General features: G+C 62.3%; 20 protein-coding genes. 12 read left to right on the plus strand and 8 right to left on the minus strand.

Annotation, left to right across the window (positions count from 1 at the left end; translation table 11 throughout):
• Positions 1-5 precede the first annotated feature (5 nt).
• Entirely contained in the window at positions 6-1,319 is a 1,314-nt protein-coding gene (locus tag AC0J5Z_RS03320) for an ABC transporter substrate-binding protein (RefSeq protein WP_475037425.1), read from the minus strand.
• Positions 1,320-1,514: 195 nt separating this feature from the next.
• Complete coding sequence (locus AC0J5Z_RS03325) at positions 1,515-2,618, minus strand: LacI family DNA-binding transcriptional regulator (protein WP_475037427.1); 1,104 nt, start codon at positions 2,616-2,618, stop codon at positions 1,515-1,517.
• Positions 2,619-2,798: 180 nt separating this feature from the next.
• On the opposite strand from AC0J5Z_RS03325, the gene AC0J5Z_RS03330 reads away from it, so the two are divergent.
• From AC0J5Z_RS03330 to AC0J5Z_RS03350, 5 genes are all read left to right on the plus strand, one after another.
• Positions 2,799-4,697: a DUF2264 domain-containing protein gene (locus AC0J5Z_RS03330; protein WP_475037429.1), complete on the plus strand. Its 1,899-nt coding sequence runs from the start codon at positions 2,799-2,801 to the stop codon at positions 4,695-4,697.
• Positions 4,698-4,820: 123 nt separating this feature from the next.
• On the plus strand, positions 4,821-5,024 hold the full coding sequence (locus AC0J5Z_RS03335; RefSeq protein ID WP_475037430.1) for a hypothetical protein: 204 nt from the start codon (positions 4,821-4,823) through the stop codon (positions 5,022-5,024).
• A gap of 75 nt (positions 5,025-5,099) precedes the next feature.
• Entirely contained in the window at positions 5,100-5,948 is an 849-nt protein-coding gene (locus AC0J5Z_RS03340) for a DUF1206 domain-containing protein (protein WP_475037432.1), read from the plus strand.
• 79 nt (positions 5,949-6,027) lie between these two features.
• The gene (locus tag AC0J5Z_RS03345; protein WP_475037433.1) at positions 6,028-6,963 is read left to right on the plus strand and encodes an SDR family oxidoreductase; all 936 of its coding nucleotides are present in this window, start codon (positions 6,028-6,030) and stop codon (positions 6,961-6,963) included.
• 18 nt (positions 6,964-6,981) lie between these two features.
• Entirely contained in the window at positions 6,982-7,542 is a 561-nt protein-coding gene (locus tag AC0J5Z_RS03350) for a cysteine hydrolase family protein (RefSeq protein WP_475037434.1), read from the plus strand.
• Here AC0J5Z_RS03350 and AC0J5Z_RS03355 read toward each other — a convergent pair.
• The 4 genes from AC0J5Z_RS03355 to AC0J5Z_RS03370 all read right to left on the minus strand — a co-directional run bounded on the left by AC0J5Z_RS03355 (position 7,534) and on the right by AC0J5Z_RS03370 (position 9,586).
• A complete protein-coding gene (locus AC0J5Z_RS03355) occupies positions 7,534-8,397 on the minus strand; it encodes an AraC family transcriptional regulator (protein WP_475037437.1) in 864 nt (287 codons plus the stop codon). The two genes, AC0J5Z_RS03350 and AC0J5Z_RS03355, sit on opposite strands and share 9 nt — an antisense overlap.
• Before the next feature lie 163 nt (positions 8,398-8,560).
• Positions 8,561-8,821, minus strand: a complete 261-nt coding sequence (locus AC0J5Z_RS03360; RefSeq protein ID WP_475037438.1) for a hypothetical protein — start codon at positions 8,819-8,821, stop codon at positions 8,561-8,563.
• Complete coding sequence (locus AC0J5Z_RS03365) at positions 8,814-9,083, minus strand: GlsB/YeaQ/YmgE family stress response membrane protein (RefSeq protein WP_475037439.1); 270 nt, start codon at positions 9,081-9,083, stop codon at positions 8,814-8,816. The genes AC0J5Z_RS03360 and AC0J5Z_RS03365 overlap by 8 nt, the downstream gene beginning before the upstream one ends.
• A 305-nt stretch (positions 9,084-9,388) precedes the next feature.
• Entirely contained in the window at positions 9,389-9,586 is a 198-nt protein-coding gene (locus AC0J5Z_RS03370) for a CsbD family protein (RefSeq protein WP_475037441.1), read from the minus strand.
• 184 nt (positions 9,587-9,770) lie between these two features.
• On the opposite strand from AC0J5Z_RS03370, the gene AC0J5Z_RS03375 reads away from it, so the two are divergent.
• The gene (locus tag AC0J5Z_RS03375) at positions 9,771-10,235 is read left to right on the plus strand and encodes a hypothetical protein (RefSeq protein WP_475037442.1); all 465 of its coding nucleotides are present in this window, start codon (positions 9,771-9,773) and stop codon (positions 10,233-10,235) included.
• 16 nt (positions 10,236-10,251) lie between these two features.
• Here AC0J5Z_RS03375 and AC0J5Z_RS03380 read toward each other — a convergent pair whose 3' ends face one another.
• Both AC0J5Z_RS03380 and AC0J5Z_RS03385 read right to left on the minus strand, forming a co-directional pair.
• The gene (locus AC0J5Z_RS03380) at positions 10,252-10,956 is read right to left on the minus strand and encodes an alpha/beta fold hydrolase (RefSeq protein WP_475037443.1); all 705 of its coding nucleotides are present in this window, start codon (positions 10,954-10,956) and stop codon (positions 10,252-10,254) included.
• 42 nt (positions 10,957-10,998) lie between these two features.
• A complete protein-coding gene (locus tag AC0J5Z_RS03385; RefSeq protein ID WP_475039515.1) occupies positions 10,999-11,181 on the minus strand; it encodes a YdeI/OmpD-associated family protein in 183 nt (60 codons plus the stop codon).
• Positions 11,182-11,359: 178 nt separating this feature from the next.
• Here AC0J5Z_RS03385 and AC0J5Z_RS03390 point away from each other — a divergent pair, with 178 nt between their 5' ends.
• From AC0J5Z_RS03390 to AC0J5Z_RS03415, 6 genes are all read left to right on the plus strand, one after another.
• A complete protein-coding gene (locus tag AC0J5Z_RS03390; protein WP_475039518.1) occupies positions 11,360-12,817 on the plus strand; it encodes a fumarylacetoacetate hydrolase family protein in 1,458 nt (485 codons plus the stop codon).
• A complete protein-coding gene (locus AC0J5Z_RS03395) occupies positions 12,810-13,496 on the plus strand; it encodes a GntR family transcriptional regulator (protein WP_475037444.1) in 687 nt (228 codons plus the stop codon). Before AC0J5Z_RS03390 ends, AC0J5Z_RS03395 begins: the two co-directional genes overlap by 8 nt.
• A gap of 54 nt (positions 13,497-13,550) precedes the next feature.
• Positions 13,551-15,062, plus strand: a complete 1,512-nt coding sequence (hpaE, locus tag AC0J5Z_RS03400; RefSeq protein ID WP_475037445.1) for a 5-carboxymethyl-2-hydroxymuconate semialdehyde dehydrogenase — start codon at positions 13,551-13,553, stop codon at positions 15,060-15,062.
• Between the two features lie 103 nt (positions 15,063-15,165).
• On the plus strand, positions 15,166-16,263 hold the full coding sequence (hpaD, locus tag AC0J5Z_RS03405; protein ID WP_475037447.1) for a 3,4-dihydroxyphenylacetate 2,3-dioxygenase: 1,098 nt from the start codon (positions 15,166-15,168) through the stop codon (positions 16,261-16,263).
• A gap of 4 nt (positions 16,264-16,267) precedes the next feature.
• The gene (hpaH, locus tag AC0J5Z_RS03410) at positions 16,268-17,053 is read left to right on the plus strand and encodes a 2-oxo-hept-4-ene-1,7-dioate hydratase (RefSeq protein WP_475037449.1); all 786 of its coding nucleotides are present in this window, start codon (positions 16,268-16,270) and stop codon (positions 17,051-17,053) included.
• Positions 17,038-17,841, plus strand: a complete 804-nt coding sequence (locus AC0J5Z_RS03415; protein WP_475037450.1) for an HpcH/HpaI aldolase family protein — start codon at positions 17,038-17,040, stop codon at positions 17,839-17,841. Before hpaH ends, AC0J5Z_RS03415 begins: the two co-directional genes overlap by 16 nt.

The following is a 17,841-nucleotide window of genomic DNA, read 5'->3' on the forward strand; positions in this document are numbered from 1 at the left end:
CGGGCCTACTCCTTGACGGAGAGACCGTTCTGCTTGAGTCCGGCCACCGTGGCACTCTGGGCGGTGTCAACTGCTTTCAGGACCTTGCCGCCGCTGGTCAGCTCGCCGTAGGCGTCCTTAAGGGCGGTGTTGGTGATGTCCCAGTTGGGACCCCACTGCCAGCCCGGCGTGATCGAGGCGTAGGCCTTGTCGAAGACGGAGTAGATGTCGTTGCCGAAGTAGCTGGCATCGAACGCCTTCTGCGCAACCGGGGTCAGGCCCGGGAAGGCGAGGTAGGCGGAGCCGGTGTTTCCACGGGCAGTGATGGCGTCCTCATTGGTTGCGAGGAATTCGATGAACTTGGCAGCGGCGGCGGGGTTCTTGCTGCTCTTGGTGATGTTGAAGCTGGAACCGCCGTAGAACGCGTCCGCGGGTGAGCCCCAGTTGGGCACCTCTGCAGCGATCCACTGACCCTTCTGGCCGCTTGCTTCCGTACGTTTCTGGATGCCGGTTGCGCTCCAGTTGGCACCAAGGACACCCACGACGGCGCCGCTCGCCAGATCTGCGGCCCACTCGTCGCTGAAGGACTGCTGGACCTTGACGATCTTCTGGTCGATCAGCTTCTGCCAGAAAGTGGCAACCTTCTGCGTCGGTTCATCGTTGACGCCCACTTTCCAGCTGTCGCCTTCGGTGCCGAACCACTTGGCGCCGGCCTGCCAGGAAAGTGCGGCAGTCAGGGCGGCTTCGTTCGGGTTGAAGCTGGCGAGGTGTGCCTCCGGCGCTACGGCCTTGAGCTTCTTGCCGGCCTCTTCAAATTCCTGCCAGGTCTTGGGAGTGGAGACGCCGGCCTTATCCAGCATGTCTTTGCGGTACCACATGATCAACGGGGCGGCATCGTAGGGAAGGGCGTAGGTCTGGTCACCGAACTGCACTAAAGCCTTGGTCTCATCCGTGAGCTTGTCCACTGTTTCGGTTTTGTTGATGTACCCGTCCAACGGCTGGAGTTGGCCGTTGCTGACGAACTGCGGCAGCTGCGGGTATTCGATGGTGGCGACGTCGGGGCCGTTGCCGGCCGTGATGGCCGTGGAGAGCTTGGCGTAGCCGCCGGCCCCGCCGTTGGGGATGGTCTCGAAGTTGACCTTGATCTTGCTCTGGCTCGCGTTGAACGCTGCCGCAACCTTGTCCATCCCGGCCATTGACGACCAGAAGGTGATGGTGCCGGTGGGGTCTTCGGTGGGGGTGGGGGTCGGTGTGGCAGCCGGGGTGCTGCCACAGCCGGTGATGAGGGCAGCACTGGCCATGAGGCTCACTGCTCCAAGCAGAAGCTGGCGACGCTTCATTCTGTTCTCCTTTGAAGTTCACGATGCGAAGTCGTGGTGTGCTCTGGGGGCACCTTTGACTACGCACCATGAAATCCACAAAAATGAACATCATCAATGAAATGAACAGAAGTAAACATCCACGGGTGCGCCGAGATGGCATTTAATCCCAATGATGAGGCCAAACATTGGGATTAAGTGCCACCTCGGCGGGGGCTAAACCTGCGTCGAATCCCGCACTACCAGCGCCGGCGACAGGTTCACGCGCTGTAGCGCAGACGCGCTTCCGCGCTTGCCGCCGATCCGGTTCAGGCACATCAACAAAGCCTGGTGGCCGACGTCGTATTTTGGCGGTGCCACAGCGGTGAGCGGAACGGCCCCGAGGGCGGCGATTTCGTCGTCGTAGGAAACAATCGCAAAGTCCTCAGGCACGCGAATCTGCCGCTCCAGGCATGCGCTCACAAACTGGAGCGCATCCTCATCGGTATGGACTACCGCGGCAGTCACCTGCGAATCAGCACACCAGTTCAAGATCCCGTCCATCAACTCACGGTGAGCCCGCGGATCGTTTTGGGCCCGGGACATGGCGCGGACCGTCGAATCGTCGCGGGCATGTCCGGCCCGCTGCATGGCCAGATGGTAGCCGTCGATGAGTTGCGACGCGGTAGGACTGTTCTCGCGAAGGCAAATCGCGATCTTCCGGTGCCCAAGCCCCAGCAGATGGTTCACCGCAATCTCCGAGCCGCGCACATGGTCGCTCCTGACGGATTCGAGCCGGCCGTGGTCCAACGCGTCGTCGATGGACCGCTCCACTACCACCACTGGAACGTCCGCCTCGGCGAGCAGGTCCAGCGTTTCAGTGCCGGCCAGCGATTGCTCACTGGGCGTGACCAGAATGCCGTCCACGCCATGTTCGTATAGTCGACGCAGCTGCCGCCGCTCTTCTTCCCCCGAGTAGTTGGAAACTCCCAGCACCAACCGGACGCCGACTTCCTGCGCTGCAGCTTCCGCGCCGCGGATTACGCCCGGGAAGTAGTACGACGCCGACGGTACGATCATGCCGATCGTCGCCAATGGCCGCCTCCCGCCCGGACGCCACGATGTTGACGGCTGGGTGGCGGGCCTGGACGTGGGTTTCCCTCCGCCGGCGATGGCGCCGCCGTGGACCCGTTCCAGCAGCCCCTGCTCTGCAAGTACCGCCAGATCCCGCCGCACTGTCATCCCCGACGTCCCCAGTTTCGCGGCGAATTCGCCGGCATTGAGGGAACCGTGGAGGGCCAGTTCCCTCAAGATGAGCTGTTGACGATCCTCGGACAACATGCAGATTCCGCCTATCAAGTTCACTTGTGTGCAGTTTGTTCATTATGAACTATCCGGGCCACTGGAAATGGTGAGTGTGACTGGAGGGTTGTCGGCGTTCAGTTTTGTTCACCTGGCCCCAATTTGTGGGCCCGCAGCCTACGGTTGTGGGGCTACTACTACGTGCCCAGCAGGAGACCCATGGCAACCCGTTTCACCATGCCCGCCCCGGATTTTGAGCTCAGCCCCATCACCGGGTGGACGCGGGAACACTGGGTTGCCTTTGCGGATCAGCAGCTCCTGGCGGTGCGCCCCTTCTTTTCCGCACTCAAGGCGACCATCCGGCTGAGTGGCCGCCCGTCGTCGTCGGGGATTTTGTCCGATGGCATGGAGGGCTTTGCCCGGACTTTCCTGATGGCGGCGTTCCGTGTGGCGGGTGAGAACGGCAGCGATCCCTACGGCCATGTGGATTATTACCGGGAGGGGCTCCTGGCCGGAACGCGGACTGACAGTCCGGAAGCGTGGCTGCCAATCACCGACCGATCGCAGCCGATGGTGGAAGCTGCGTCCATTGTCCTGGGGCTCCAGCTCACCAAGCCATGGCTGTGGGACACGCTGTCCACCGAGCAGCAGGAGCAGGTTGCCAGTTGGCTGCAGGGTTCCTCGAAAAGCACCTGCGTGGACAACAACTGGGTGCTGTTCCAAGTGATGATCGCCGAATTCCTGGCCGGCGCCGGGTTCGAGCACAACGAGGCCCACATTGAGCACGGTCTCCAGCGGCTCGAAGACTGGTATGTAGGTGGAGGTTGGTACAGGGACGGGGACAACCACGGCACCGGCGATTTCTTCGACTATTACTGCGGCTGGGCCATGCACCTGTACCCCATCCTGTGGGCGGAGTTCGCCTCGGGCAGGCACCCTGAAGCGGATGACCGGTTGGAGGTATACAGGACCCGACTCACGGCGTTCCTTGAGGACCACGTCAGGTTCTTCGGGGCGAACGGCGCCCCTGTTTTCCAGGGCCGTTCGCTGATCTACCGCTACGCCTCGGTCGCGCCCCTGTTCCTGGGTGAAGCGATTGCTGCAACGCTCCTCAATCCCGGCCAGACCCGCCGGATCGCCAGCGGTGCCGCCAAGTACTTCCTCGACGCCGGCGCTTACGACGGCGGCCTGCCGTCCCTTGGGTGGCTCGGCGCTTTTGAGCCGATGACGCAGGAATACTCCGGCCCCGCATCTCCGTACTGGACGTCCAAAGCGTTCGTCGGGCTCCTCTTGCCCGCAGACCATCCTGTGTGGACTGCTGTGGAGGAGCAGTCACCGGTGGAAATCAGCGATGGCCTCAAGCACGCCGAGTCGCCCGGCTACCTGCTGCACTCAACCCACGCGGACGGCGTCGCACGGCTGCTTAACCACGGCAGCGACAAATACTACGCACCCGGCCCCGATGATCCCCTCTACCGCCGCCTCGCGTATTCGAGCCGTACGGCACCGCTGTTCACCAAGCATCCGGTAGATAACCACTTCGCCATTCTCAACGACGCCGGAACTCCCAGTCGGCGTGCGAGGATCCACCGCCTCAGCACACGGCACGAGCAAGCGGCCAGCTGGCACGCCCCCGTGTGGAATGACAGCGATGACCCCGCTGATTCACCCTGGCGCGTGGCAACGGCAACCGCCGCGGCAGGTGGGTACGAACTCCGGGTGCATGTTGTGCTGGCGCAGGCAGGATCCGGACCGACCGTCCGCGACGGCGGGTACGCGCTTGCCGATGCCCTCCCGGTACAGGAAAGCAACGGCGTACTCAGCGCCGGCGGGCTTGTCACAGCCATCTGGCCGCTGCATGGATATTCACACAACGGTACCTACCGGGCGGAAGGCGTTTCGCCCCTCGGTGAGCATGCCGCCTGCAGCTATCTCGAAGGCCGGCTTTCCGGGGAACGCGGATGCTTCGCTTCGCTGGTGTACCTCGGCGGGGAGCCTCCCGCATGGGTTCCGCCCGCCGTCGGGCCTTCTTTTGACCTGCTCGACGACGACCATCGGGTGAGTGCGCGCCTCACCCTGGGTTCAGGGCAGGCCTTGGAGGTGCTATTCGCGTTCTGACGCGCCCCGGTCGGAATCTTGAGGAAATCTTGAGATGACCCGGCGTCCTTCTTGAGGACCCCGCCCGATGGTTGAAACATCAGCCAACGGAGCTGATGGGAACTTCCAGGAAGGACGACCGAAATGACCGAGCAGATCTCCGCCAAGTCCATGAACACCGGCGCTACCCATGTGAAGTCCGATGCCCACGCCGGCGCTGCGGAGACTGGCCGCCAGGCAGGGGAGGTCCTCGGCCAAACCCGTGCAGTGGTGACCGTCCGCGAGCAGTTCAACCCCCTCGGCGCGGGACTCCGGAGCATTTGGCCGCAGTCGGTGGTCGGGTTCTAGGACCTTCCAGCTTTGAGTCGGGCAGGCATCCTTTCTCGTCGGGAAGGTACCCTGCCCGACGTCGTTTAAGGGACGATGGAGTCCAGCGCGAAACTAAGGAGGCTTGCCATCAAGGACGAGATGAAAAAGGCCGCTGATGTGGCCGAGGAAGCCGCGAATTCGCGAACCTTCGCGGCTGTTGCCCGGGCCGGCTATGCCGTGAGCGGGCTGCTGCACGCGCTCATAGGCGTCATCGCAGTCCAACTCGCGGTGGGCCGCGGGGGTGAGGCCGATGTCAGCGGCGCTGTGACCGAATTGGCCAATAAACCGGCCGGGCCGTTCCTGCTTTGGGCCTGCTTCGCGGCCTGCGCGGCGCTGGCGTTATGGCAATTGGGAAACGCCATCCTTGGCTATCGGAATGCCTCGGACAACAAACTGACCAAGAGGCTCTCGGCGTTGGGCCAGGCCTTGGTGTTCGCCGCCCTCGCTGCCACCATCATGTCTTTCGTTGTAGGACAGGGCCAGAACAGCCGGGAGTCCACAAGCGACTTCACCGTCACTCTCATGAAGGCGCCTTTCGGGGTATTCCTCCTGATCGCCGTCGGTGCCGCCATCGCGATCACCGGCATCGTGTTTGCGGTGAGGGGCTTCCGTCGGAAGTTCACGAAGGACCTTTCGCTGTCATCCAACCGGGCAGTGCATAAGTTCCAACTCTGGGTTGGCGTGGTGGGATACATCGCCAAGGGGATCGCCCTGTTCCTTGTGGGACTGTTGGTGGTCATTGCCGCCGTGCGCGCCCAGCCCGAGCAATCAACAGGGCTTGACGGGAGTTTGAAAGCCCTGAGGGAGCAGCCATATGGTCCGTACTTGTTGGCTGCCGTGGCACTTGGGCTCATCGCTTACGGGTTGTTCCTTATGGTCAAGGCGAGGACGCTCAGGACCTAGTTCCGGCGGCGTTTGGGAGCTGGGAGGCGGGGTACAGGGCAAAAGTACCGTGTAGTGCAATCTGAAAAGGGGCAGAACCATGACTCAAGGTGATCCGAACCAGCCTGACAAGCCGCTAACCGACGGGAACCGCCTCACCTCCGCGCCATCGGACCCTCGCAGTGGATACCACTCGGGCGAATTCCCCCAGCAGGAGCAGGAGCAGCCGGGCCTCACCAAACCACTGGATCCGCAACCGGACCACGGCGAGAAGAGCTATGTTGGGCACGGACGCCTACAGGGCAAGACAGCCCTCATCACCGGCGGCGACTCCGGCATCGGCGCTGCGGTAGCCATTGCCTACGCGCGAGAGGGCGCCAACGTGGCCATCAGTTACCTGCCGGAGGAAGAAGAAGACGCACAGTCGACGGCGGAATGGATCCGTGAGTGCGGAGCGCAGGTCCTGCTGTTGCCCGGCGATGCGCGGGATGAAGGCTTCGCGGCTGAGATTGTGGAACGCACTGTGCAGGAGCTTGGCGGGCTCAACGTGGTGGTGTTGAACGCCGCATATCAGAAGAACCGCGAAGGCTTGGAGACCATCCCCACCGAGGAGTTCGACCGCGTCTTCAAGACCAACCTGTACTCCCTCATCTGGACGGCACAGGCAGCCATTCCGCATCTCCGCCCGGGTGCCTCGATCATTGTCACGGCATCCATCCAGGCCTTCAATCCGTCCGCCCAATTGATCGACTACGCCATGACCAAGGCAGCCCAAGTGGCCTTTACCAAGGCCATGGCCGAGGAACTCGGACCAAAGGGAATCCGCGTCAACGCCGTGGCGCCGGGCCCCATCTGGACACCCCTGATTCCCGCCACGGAATGGCCGGACAAGCTCCCCACTTTCGGGCAGGACACGCCGCTGGGCCGGGCCGGTCAGCCTGCCGAGCTGGCGCCGGCGTACGTGCTGTTGGCATCCGACGAAGGGTCCTACATTTCAGGCGCAGTCCTTCCCGTCACGGGTGGCAAGGGACTCTGATTCAGAGAGGGGACAAGAATGATCGCTGTGCTGGTGATCGATATGCAGAACGCCTACTTCGAGGACCCTGCTTTGGAGGGGCGCCAGGAAGAGATTGTTGCTTCCTGCAACTCGCTGACCAGCGCAGCGCTGGAGGCCGGGGCCAAAGTACTGCTGGTGGGAACCGTGCACGAACGGGACAAATCCACGTGGAGCTTGAACATGCTTGACGATGATCAGGGCTTCATCTTCAGGGGCAGTGAGCAGGCCGAGTTCGTTCCCGGACTGCTCACTGCCGATCTTCCCCGATTGATCAAGACCCGGGACAGCGCTTTTTTTGGAACAGACCTGGCCATGCGCCTGAGGAACTGGGGCGTCGACACCATCATTCTTGCCGGCATTTCAGCCCATAACTGCATCGCCCAGACGGCCGCTGACGCTTTCGCGCACAACATCAAGGTGATCTATGCAGCGGATGCCATTGGAACGGAGGATGCTGAGGCCGCCGAGTCCGTACTACGGGTCCTTACCCGTGAATACCGGCAGAATGTGTTGCCCTTGCTGGAAATTCGTCAGCTTCTCGGATCAGCTTCAGCGTAGTTCTTCCCTTTCAATGGGAATCCACAGTTGCCCGCGGCCATGCGTGCCGCCGGGTTCCACCTGGACGCTGAGCATTTCCGGTCCCGGCGCCCACCTGTAGGGGTTGGCGGGAAACCACTCAGTGGCGGCGTCTGCCCACATGCCTTGCAGGACTTCCGGGAACTTTCCCTCTGCCTCAAAGACCACCCATAGGCTTGCCGGGACCTCAAGGGAGTCGAAACCGTCAGGAACCGGTTTGGTAGACGCCACTGCGTGCCAGTAGTCCAGTTCGCTTCCCTCGGCACGCTGCTCTTCTATGTTGTCAGTGACTGACAGGGGGCCGGCCGGATCCATGTCCGCAAGCTCCAGCAAGTGCTTGGTGACAGCGGGGTCCAGTCCCCGCTGGAACTCGATGATGGCGTGGTTGGGTCCCTCGTGGACCAACGGGACGCGCGCTTTCAGGCCAAGAAGGCGGAAAGCAGGTTTGTCTTCTATGCGGTGCTTCATGTCGGTATTTCCTTCGACTCGGAGGTGGAACCTCAGTTGGGGTTGGGAATGGAGAAGGGCGCCTGGCAGTCGCGCTTCGGAGGGCGTGAGGCCGTGCATGGCCTTGAACGCGCGGGTGAATGCCTCCGCCGATCCATATCCGTAGCGAAAGGCAACGTCCAGCACAGTCCCGCCCTCCAAGACTTCCGCCGTGGCTGCTGTCAGGCGCCGCCTGCGGATGTACTCAGAGACTGGAAGGCCGGCCAAGGAGGAAAACATCCGCCGGAAGTGATACTCAGACGTCAAAGCGGCACGCGCCAAGACACCTACCTCGATGTCCGCGGTCAGGTCTTGCTCGATGAGCTCAATGGCCCGGTTCCATCCCTGCACCTTGGTCCCCTTTCCGCACCCTTTTTCCATTCTCTTCATCGACGCTACGTGGACCGCTGCGTCGATGCCCCAACAATCCATGCCCGAAAGTATCAGGCCCCGGACATGCAAGAACCCGGAGGCTGCAGCTGCAGTCCTCCGGGTTCTTGGCTGTATTCAGATGTTACGGGCGACTGGAGCCTGACGCTTCTTCATCCGGTTCGGATGAGAACGGACGATCCTTGGGGGTGTCTTCCGTGTTCTTTTCGTCGAGCTCCGCGTCCGCCGAGGGCACTGTCTTCTCGGCGTAGTCACCTTCGGTGTAGTCGCCTCCAGCGTCTTCCTTCAGGGTTTCCGGGGACACACCTGTGTCTCCGTAGTCGCCGTCGGAGTACTGGCCTTCGAGTTCCTCGCCGTTGGCGTCGCGGTTCTGGTTGTTAGCCATGGTGGGTCCTGCGGTTGGTGACCAGGCCGTAGATCAGCAGCACGATGATGGAGCCGCCGATAGCCAGGAGCCACGTTGTCAGGGAGAAGAATTCCTGCAGACCCGTGTTGAAGATCAGCCCGCCGATCCAGCCACCCAGGAGTGCGCCGACGACGCCCAACAGGAGGGTGATCAGCCAGCCGCCACCCTGGCGGCCGGGAAGAATAAGCTTTGCGATAGCGCCGGCCAAAAGACCGAGCAGAAGAAAACCAAAGAAACCCATTTTTGCTCCTACTTTCTTGTTGATGGAAATTCCATGAACGTGATGAAGCGAGTATGTTCACCGGGTGCCTGTTCCAAGGTGTAGGCACCGTAATGGGGCCCCTGGAGGCCCTATGGAATGTGGGGGATTGGAACTATTTATGCAACCCCGATGAATTTATGAAATGCAGCCAATAAAGCACTCCTGCCGATTGGGTCGGACTCGGTACTACACCAGCAACGCTAGCGGCTCCCGGGACAAGTAGCAAGTAACCTGACTATTAGCCAGCCCTTGCTTGCGGGCCCGGAATGCTGCGGATTCGCGGCCTAGTGGCCCTTGGGGGAGTCTGTAACTCCTTTTGCGGCGTCCTTGACTTTCTCGCCAGACTGCTTGAGGTTTGCCTTGGATTGCTCGCCGATGCCCTCGGCCTGCAGGTTCCTGTCGCCGGTGGTTTCGCCGGTCTTTTCCTTGACCTTGCCGCCTGCTTCTTCGGCGGCATTACTAATCTTGTCACCCAGTCCCATGGTTTCACTCCTCGGGCTTTCATGCGGTTACTTCCTGCGGTTATCCGCTGGTTGGCATAACAGTTTAGTCGAATGTTTTATTTCGGCAAATCATTATTAACCGGCCCGCAATCAATGGGCAGGTGACAGGGCGTGCTTGGCGGGGATAGTGTCGAGGAATAACACCTCGGAAGGAGTGATTGCTGTGAAAGGCAAAGCATTGTTCGCCGTTGGCGTGGCGGTCGGCTACGCATGGGGATCGAAGTCCTGGCCGGAGGTGTATCGGCGCGTCCGCGGAGGCACTGAGAAACTTTGGAAGAACCCTGAGGTCCAGGAGAACGTCCATCAGGCCACGGAAGCCGTCCAGGAGTCGGTGCCGGACATTTTGGACAATCTGTATGAGGCCGGCAAGAAGCTGATGGAAAAGGCCGAAGCGATGTTCCCTGGCATCACTACCCCTAAGGCGGGTCAGCATGCTGACTCCACTTCCGGCAGCAAGCCCACCGCCAGCCAGCCCACCGTCACCAGGCCAACCGTGACTACCGTGCCCACAGTTAAGTCTGATGTGGTGTCGGATCCTGCCTTGGACGACACCACGGGAAGTGACTGGACCGACGAGGGCGGCGCTGCGCCGGAAGGACCGGCGACCAACACGCCGCCCCGCCACTAGTTTTCCGCGAGTTGAGCTAGTTGCTGCGGTTTAATGCCGTCAGGATCGCTTGGCCCAGTTCCTTGGGCTTGGTGAACTGTGGCCAGTGCCCCGTGGGCAGGTCGATGTAGTCGACGTCCCGGATCCTGGCGAGTTCCGCCGTGAACGGGTGTCCGGCATCCATCCACTCCTTGAGGAGCGATGACGGGAACTGGCAGGCGATAATCGTGGCTGGAACGTCGTAACGCCGGACGTCACTCAGGTGCTGCTTGTCGAAGGCAACACCCTTGGGCTCCGGGATGGCGCGTGCGCGGAAGGCTTCCTTGAGGTCGTCTGTCAGGTCGACGAGGTCTTCGTCCTCGAATAGTTCCCACGGCGGCAGCGGGATGTCGTCGCCGTCGTCGGGCAGTTCATCATTGATGACCCCGCCCTCACCGAGCGGCCCGCTGTCAACGTAAATGGCTCGGGCCACTCGGTCCGGGCGGGCATCTGCCACGCCATGGATGATGGCGCCGCCGCCGGAGTGGCCCACCAGGATGAACTTGCCGTCCATGGAGTCGAGCTTCGCTACCACGGCGTCGATGTGGGTGCGAAGGCCGATGCTTTTGCGTGCTGCGTCCACCGACTCCAGCCCGGGCAGAGTCAGCGGATGAACCGTGTGGCCGGCTGCTTCCAGCGGCGGCGTCACCTCCTCCCACGACGACGCGTCCAACCAGAAACCGGGTACAAGGATGATGTCCATGCCGGTACCCTACGGGAGCCCACTGACAGTTTGTAAGAGTCGCTAGCTTCCCTCCGCCAGTTTCTCCACTGCCTTCGCCAGGATCTTGGCGCGCGGCTGAGGGGTACGGGCTTTTACCATCTGCAGGATGATGAGATAACGCTCAGTCTTGCCGAGGTGTTCAAAGGCTTCCCTGGCGGCGCGGAGTTCTTCCTTCGCCAGGATCCCCCAAGTAGGTAGCAGCAGAGCGCGTTTTGGACGTTCAAAACGCGCTCTGCTGCTACCTAGTTGGGTGAAAGAGGGGGTTGACGCAGATCACGTCCCCGGTCCATAATTATCGTATACGATTTCGTACTTGATAAATGTTCGATCAGGAGGAGGCGCCGTGACATTGGAGTTCCGGACCCAGGAAGTCAGCCAGGACATGCTGGCCCGGACGCGCAAAATCATTGCCGTCCACATCAACTACCCCAGCCGCGCCGCACAGCGCGGGCGCACCCCCGAACAGCCGTCGTACTTCCTGAAGCCGTCCTCGTCACTGGCACTCGGCTCCACGGATGCTCCCGGCACGGTTGAGCGGCCGGCCGGTTGTGAACTGCTCGGCTACGAGGGCGAGATCGCGTTGGTGATTGGCAAATCCGCCCGTCGCGTTGAGTTGGAAGATGCGTGGAGTCACGTCGAGTGGGTCACAGCGTCCAACGACCTCGGCGTGTACGACCTCCGCTACGCAGACAAGGGCTCCAACGTCCGGTCCAAGGGTGGCGACGGTTTCACTCCCGTTGGTCCCGCACTGATTCCTGCCGACGCCGTCGATCCTGCTCAATTGCGGATTCGCACCTGGCATAACGGTGACCTCGTCCAGGACGACACCACCGAGGACTTGCTCTTCCCGTTCGCGCAGCTCGTCGCGGACCTGTCCCAGTTGCTCACGCTCGAAGAAGGCGACGTCATCCTCACCGGCACACCCGCTGGCGCCTCCGTTGCCAAGCCGGGCGACGTCGTCGAAATTGAGGTCACCGGCGGTGGCTTCAGCAGCGGCCGTTTGGCCACCAAAGTAACGGAAGGCACGACGCCGTTCGCGGACTTTGGTGCCCGGCCCAAGACTGATGACACCCAGCGGGAGGAGGCGTACGGATCGCGGGAAGCTGCCGGACTGGCTCCTGCCGCGAGCGTGCTGACGCCCGAACTGAAGGCGAAGCTCGAGTGCGTCGCCACCGCCACGCTCTCCTCACAGCTGCGCAAGCGCGGTTTGAACAACGTGAGCATCGACGGCCTGCAGGCAACCCGGCCGGACCGCAAAGTGGTGGGCCTGGCCCGGACCCTGCGCTACGTGCCCAACCGCGAGGACCTCTTCAAGTCCCACGGCGGTGGGTTCAACGCCCAGAAACGGGCCATCGATTCCGTGAATGACGGCGAAATCCTGGTCATGGAAGCCCGCGGCGAGAAGGGCACCGGCACCGTGGGGGACATTCTGGCACTGCGTGCACAGGTCCGCGGGGCTGCTGCCATCATCACCGACGGCGGCGTCCGCGACTACTCGGCAGTGGCTGACCTGGAAATGCCCACCTATTTCGCAAATCCGCACCCGGCAGTGCTGGGACGCCGGCACATTCCGTGGGACACGGACATCACCATCGCATGCGGTGGAGCGACCGTTCAGCCCGGGGACATCATCGTTGCCGACTCAGACGGCATCTTGGTCATCCCGCCGACCATCGCCGAGGAACTAGTGGCCGACTGCATCCAGCAGGAAAAGGAAGAGACCTTCATCTTCCAGATGGTCCGGGAAGGAAACAGCGTTGATGGGCTGTACCCCATGAACAAGGAATGGCAGGCCAAGTTTGCGGAGTGGCAGAGCCGGCAAGGAGTCCAAGGTGACTGAAACCGCCGTCGGAAGTACCGCCGTCGAAAACGCCGCCGCCCAAAGCAAATCCCAGCAGGCGTATGCCGCTGTGAAGGCGCGCATCGTGGAAGGCACTTACACACCTGGTTACCGGCTGGTGCTCGCGAAGATCGCCGAGGACCTCGGCTTCAGCGTGGTCCCGGTCCGGGAAGCCATCCGCCGACTGGAAGCTGAAGGGCTGGTGAAGTTCGAACGGAACGTGGGCGCCACCGTGTCCGGGATCGACCCCACCGAGTACCTCTACACGATGCAGACCTTGAGCATTGTGGAGGGTGCTGCCACAGCGCTGTCCGCTCCGCTCATCGATTCCGTGTCCATTGCCAGGGCGCGGGCGGTTAACGAGGAGATGCGTGAGTGCTTGGAGCATTTCGATCCCGTCCGCTTCACCGCGCTTAACCAGGACTTCCACAGCGTCCTGTTTGAACACTGCCCCAATCCGCACATTCTTGACCTCGTCCACCGGGGCTGGAACCGGTTGGCTTCGCTTCGCTCGTCGACGTTCCGGTTCGTTCCGGGCCGCGCCCAGGAATCCGTGCGCGAACATGAGGCCCTGCTGCAGCTCATCGAGGGCGCTGCAGACGCCGACACCATCGAAAAAGCAGCCCGCCAACACCGCGCCGCCACCCTGGATGCCTACCTCGCCCAAGCAAAGCAGTAGGGCCCCAAACCGGGGTCCCAGCCCAACCACTGATCACTAGTTAGGACTTCAACGATGACGACCTCAGTAGAGACCGCCAAGCATTACATCCCCGAAAATCTCCCCTCCCACATTCAGCACTTCATCAACGGCGAGTTCGTTGACTCCCTGTCCGGGAAGACCTTCGACGTCCTGGACCCGGTATCCAACGGTAACTATGCCACGGCTGCTGCGGGCCAGAAGGAAGACATCGACCTTGCCGTCACCGCCGCCCGCGAAGCATTCGTCAATGGTCCGTGGCCGAAGATGAAGCCGCGTGAGCGTGCCCGGGTCTTGAACAAGATCGCCGATGCAGTAGAGGCGCAGGAAGCCCGCCTCGCCGAGCTCGAAACCTTCGATACCGGCCTGCCAATCACCCAAGCCAAGGGGCAGGCCCTCCGCGCAGCCGAGAACTTCCGCTTCTTCGCCGACTTGATTGTTGCCCAGTTCGACGACGCCATGAAGGTCCCGGGTTCGCAGATCAACTACGTGAACCGCAAGCCTATCGGCGTCGCTGGCCTGATCACACCGTGGAACACCCCGTTCATGCTGGAGTCCTGGAAGCTCGCCCCGGCTTTGGCCACTGGTAACACCGTGGTGCTGAAACCGGCCGAGTTCACGCCTTTGTCCGCGTCTCTCTGGGCTCAAATCTTCAAGGATGCAGGCCTGCCCGATGGCGTCTTCAACCTGGTCAACGGCCTGGGCGAAGAGGCCGGCGATGCACTGGTGAAGCACCCCGACGTGCCGCTGATTTCCTTCACGGGTGAGACCACCACGGGCCAGACGATCTTCCGCAACGCCGCCGCCAACCTCAAGGGCCTGTCCATGGAGCTCGGCGGCAAGTCCCCGTGCGTCGTGTTCGCCGATGCCGATCTTGATGCCGCGATTGATTCGGCTCTGTTCGGTGTGTTCTCCCTCAACGGCGAACGCTGCACCGCAGGTTCCCGCATCCTGGTTGAGCGGGCCATCTACGACGAGTTCTGCGAGAAGTACGCCGCCCGTGCCAAGAACATCGTGGTGGGCGATCCCCACGATCCCAAGACCCAGGTAGGCGCGCTCGTCCACCCGGAGCACTACCGGAAGGTGGCGTCGTACGTGGAGATCGGCAAGTCCGAAGGCCGGCTCCTGGCTGGCGGCGGCCGACCCGACCACCTGCCCGAAGGCAACTACATCGCACCCACGGTGTTTGCCGACGTCGCGCCTGACGCGCGGATCTTCCAGGAGGAAATCTTCGGTCCTGTGGTGGCCATCACGCCGTTCGAGAACGACGACGAAGCCCTCGCCTTGGCCAACAACACCAAGTACGGCCTGGCGGCCTACATCTGGACCCAGAACCTGACCCGGGCCCACAACTTCTCCCAGAACGTGGAAGCCGGCATGGTGTGGCTCAACAGCCACAACGTCCGCGACCTGCGTACCCCGTTCGGCGGCGTCAAAGCTTCCGGCCTGGGCCACGAGGGCGGCTACCGCTCCATCGACTTCTACACCGACCAGCAGGCCGTGCACATCACGCTCGGCTCCGTCCACACGCCCAAGTTCGGCGCCTAGTACCCAACTAGGTCGCAATAGCGCGCGTTTTGAGCCTTCAAAACGGCATCTACTGCTACTTAGTTGGGTTCCCACACCACCCTTTCAACGAAGAGAGATCATTATGAGCAACCCCTTCACCGGCCCCATCCCCACACCATCAGTCCCGGCTCCGGACATCGTGCGCTGCGCCTACCTCGAACTCGTGGTCACGGATCTCGCCAAGTCCCGCGCGTTCTACGTGGACCTGCTGGGCCTGCACGTCACCGAGGAAGACGAGAACACCATCTACCTGCGCTCCTTCGAGGAGTTCATCCACCACAACCTGGTCCTCCGCAAGGGCCCCGTTGCTGCTGCTGCCGCCTTCGCGTACCGCGTAAAGTCGCCGGCCGAGGTGGACGCTGCCGAGGCGTACTATCGCGAGCTGGGCTGCCGGGTTGAGCGCCGCAAGGAAGGCTTCACGAAGGGCGTTGGTGACTCCGTCCGTGTGGAGGATCCGTTGGGCTTCCCGTACGAATTCTTCTACGACGTTGAGCACGTCGAGCGCCTCACCCAGCGCTACGACCTCTACTCGGCCGGTGAACTCGTCCGCCTGGACCACTTCAACCAGGTCACCCCCGACGTCCCGCGCGGCCGCAAGTACTTGGAGGACCTGGGCTTCCGCGTCTCCGAGGACATCAAGGATTCCGACGGCGTAACGTACGCCGCGTGGATGCACCGCAAGCAGACTGTGCACGACACCGCGCTGACCGGCGGCAACGGACCGCGCCTGCATCACATCGCGTTCTCCACGCACGAGAAGCACAACATCATCCAGATCTGCGACAAGATGGGCGCCCTGCGCATCTCCGACCGCATAGAACGAGGCCCCGGACGCCACGGTGTGTCCAACGCGTTCTACCTCTACATCCTGGACCCGGACGGCCACCGTGTGGAGATCTACACGCAGGACTACTACACCGGTGACCCGGACAACCCCACCGTCACCTGGGACGTCCATGACAACCAGCGCCGCGACTGGTGGGGCAACCCGGTGGTCCCGTCCTGGTACACCGAAGCCTCCCTGGTACTGGACCTGGACGGCAACCCCCAGCCGGTCATCGAACGGGAAGAAAAGTCCGAAATGGCCGTCACCGTCGGCGCCGACGGATTCTCCTACACCCGCCCCGAGGGTTCCTCCGGCGAGGCTGCCGAGGGCTTCAAACTGGGAGCGCAGGTCTAAAGCCATGTTGGACGAGAAGACGATCGAAGCGATTGCGGACGAACTGCTTGAGGCCGGCCGTTCCCGTACGCCGGTCCCGCGCCTCACTGCCCGCTACCCTGACATGACGGTGGAGGATTCCTACGCCGTGCAGCAGTTGTGGATGCGGCGGAATGAGGAAGCGGGGCGCACGTTGGTGGGGCGCAAGATCGGCCTCACGTCCAAGGCCATGCAAGCTGCAACCGGGATCACTGAGCCGGACTATGGTGCCATTTTCGATGATATGGTCCTCGAAACCGGATGTTCCGTGGAGTGGGACAAGTACACGCACCCACGCGTTGAAGTGGAGCTGGCCTTTGTGCTGAAATCCGGCCTCAAAGGGCCTGGCTGCACGATTTTCGACGTCCTCAACGCCACGGACTACGTGGTTCCGGCCCTCGAAATCCTGGACTCCAGGATCGAGATGGAGGGCCGGACCATCGTGGACACCATCTCGGATAACGCCGCGATGGGTGCCATGGTGGTGGGCGGCCGCCCGGTGCGTCCCGACGCCGTCGACCTCCGCTGGGTGTCCGCCATTCTGTACAAAAACCAGACCGTGGAGGAGACCGGAGTGGCCGCCGGAGTGCTCGATCATCCGGCCAACGGAGTGCATTGGCTGGCCAACAAGATCGCTGCACACGGGGACTCAATGAAAGCTGGAGATATCATCCTCGCGGGCTCGTTTACACGCCCCTTATGGGTGTACAAAGGTGATACCGTACACGCGGACTACGGACCGTTGGGAGTCGTGACATGTCACTTCAGCTGAGCCCCACCTTCTATTCGGCCCTTGGTGACGCGGCGCGTCCGCTGGCCGGTATGTGGGTTTGTTCCGGTAGTCCGCTGGTGGCAGAGATCTGTGCCGGCTCGGGTTTGGACTGGCTGCTGATTGACGCAGAGCACAGCCCCAACGGCCTGGAATCCATCGTGGCGCAGCTTCACGCCGTGAGCGGCTACCCCCTCCAAGTCATGGTCCGGCCTCCCGTGAACGACACCGTGGTTATCAAGCAGTACCTGGACCTCGGAGTGCAGAACCTGCTGATCCCCATGGTGAACTCAGCCTTCGAGGCAGCCACCGCCGTTGCCGCAGTTCGTTATCCGCCGCTTGGCGTCCGCGGTGTTGGCTCGGCACTTGCCCGGGCCTCGCGCTGGAACCGCGTCCCGGACTATCTGGCTGTCGCCTCGGACTCGATCAGCCTCACCGTGCAGATTGAATCCGAGGCCGCGGCATCAGCCGTTGAGGAGATCCTGGCCGTCGACGGTGTTGACGGCATCTTCCTCGGCCCCTCGGACCTTGCCGCCTCCATGGGCCTGTTGGGGCAGCAGGAAAATCCCTTGGTGAGGGCCGTCGTCGAGCATTGCCTCGCCGCAGCCAATGCGGCCGGTAAGCCCGCTGGCGTGAACGCTTTCAACGAGGCAACTGCCCGTGCCTATCTCGACGCCGGTGCCTCCTTCGTGCTGGTCGGCGCCGATGTCGCTGTGCTGGCCCGCGCTTCAGAGGGCTTCGCGTCGACCTTCATTCCCGTGTCTGAAACGGCTGAGCGCGAAAGCTACTGA

The organism is Paenarthrobacter sp. TRD_SC_7, assembly GCF_056156245.1.

Excerpts from the sequence above, each read along its gene's own strand:
- AC0J5Z_RS03320 (WP_475037425.1), bottom strand. The coding sequence starts at position 1,319 with ATGAAGCGTCGCCAGCTTCTGCTTGGAGCAGTGAGCCTCATGGCCAGT.
- AC0J5Z_RS03325 (WP_475037427.1), bottom strand. The coding sequence starts at position 2,618 with ATGTTGTCCGAGGATCGTCAACAGCTCATCTTGAGGGAACTGGCCCTC.
- AC0J5Z_RS03330 (WP_475037429.1), top strand. The coding sequence starts at position 2,799 with ATGGCAACCCGTTTCACCATGCCCGCCCCGGATTTTGAGCTCAGCCCC.
- AC0J5Z_RS03335 (WP_475037430.1), top strand. The coding sequence starts at position 4,821 with ATGACCGAGCAGATCTCCGCCAAGTCCATGAACACCGGCGCTACCCAT.
- AC0J5Z_RS03340 (WP_475037432.1), top strand. The coding sequence starts at position 5,100 with ATGGAGTCCAGCGCGAAACTAAGGAGGCTTGCCATCAAGGACGAGATG.
- AC0J5Z_RS03345 (WP_475037433.1), top strand. The coding sequence starts at position 6,028 with ATGACTCAAGGTGATCCGAACCAGCCTGACAAGCCGCTAACCGACGGG.
- AC0J5Z_RS03350 (WP_475037434.1), top strand. The coding sequence starts at position 6,982 with ATGATCGCTGTGCTGGTGATCGATATGCAGAACGCCTACTTCGAGGAC.
- AC0J5Z_RS03360 (WP_475037438.1), bottom strand. The coding sequence starts at position 8,821 with ATGGCTAACAACCAGAACCGCGACGCCAACGGCGAGGAACTCGAAGGC.
- AC0J5Z_RS03365 (WP_475037439.1), bottom strand. The coding sequence starts at position 9,083 with ATGGGTTTCTTTGGTTTTCTTCTGCTCGGTCTTTTGGCCGGCGCTATC.
- AC0J5Z_RS03370 (WP_475037441.1), bottom strand. The coding sequence starts at position 9,586 with ATGGGACTGGGTGACAAGATTAGTAATGCCGCCGAAGAAGCAGGCGGC.
- AC0J5Z_RS03380 (WP_475037443.1), bottom strand. The coding sequence starts at position 10,956 with ATGGACATCATCCTTGTACCCGGTTTCTGGTTGGACGCGTCGTCGTGG.
- AC0J5Z_RS03390 (WP_475039518.1), top strand. The coding sequence starts at position 11,360 with ATGCTGGCCCGGACGCGCAAAATCATTGCCGTCCACATCAACTACCCC.
- hpaE (WP_475037445.1), top strand. The coding sequence starts at position 13,551 with ATGACGACCTCAGTAGAGACCGCCAAGCATTACATCCCCGAAAATCTC.
- hpaD (WP_475037447.1), top strand. The coding sequence starts at position 15,166 with ATGAGCAACCCCTTCACCGGCCCCATCCCCACACCATCAGTCCCGGCT.
- hpaH (WP_475037449.1), top strand. The coding sequence starts at position 16,268 with ATGTTGGACGAGAAGACGATCGAAGCGATTGCGGACGAACTGCTTGAG.
- AC0J5Z_RS03415 (WP_475037450.1), top strand. The coding sequence starts at position 17,038 with ATGTCACTTCAGCTGAGCCCCACCTTCTATTCGGCCCTTGGTGACGCG.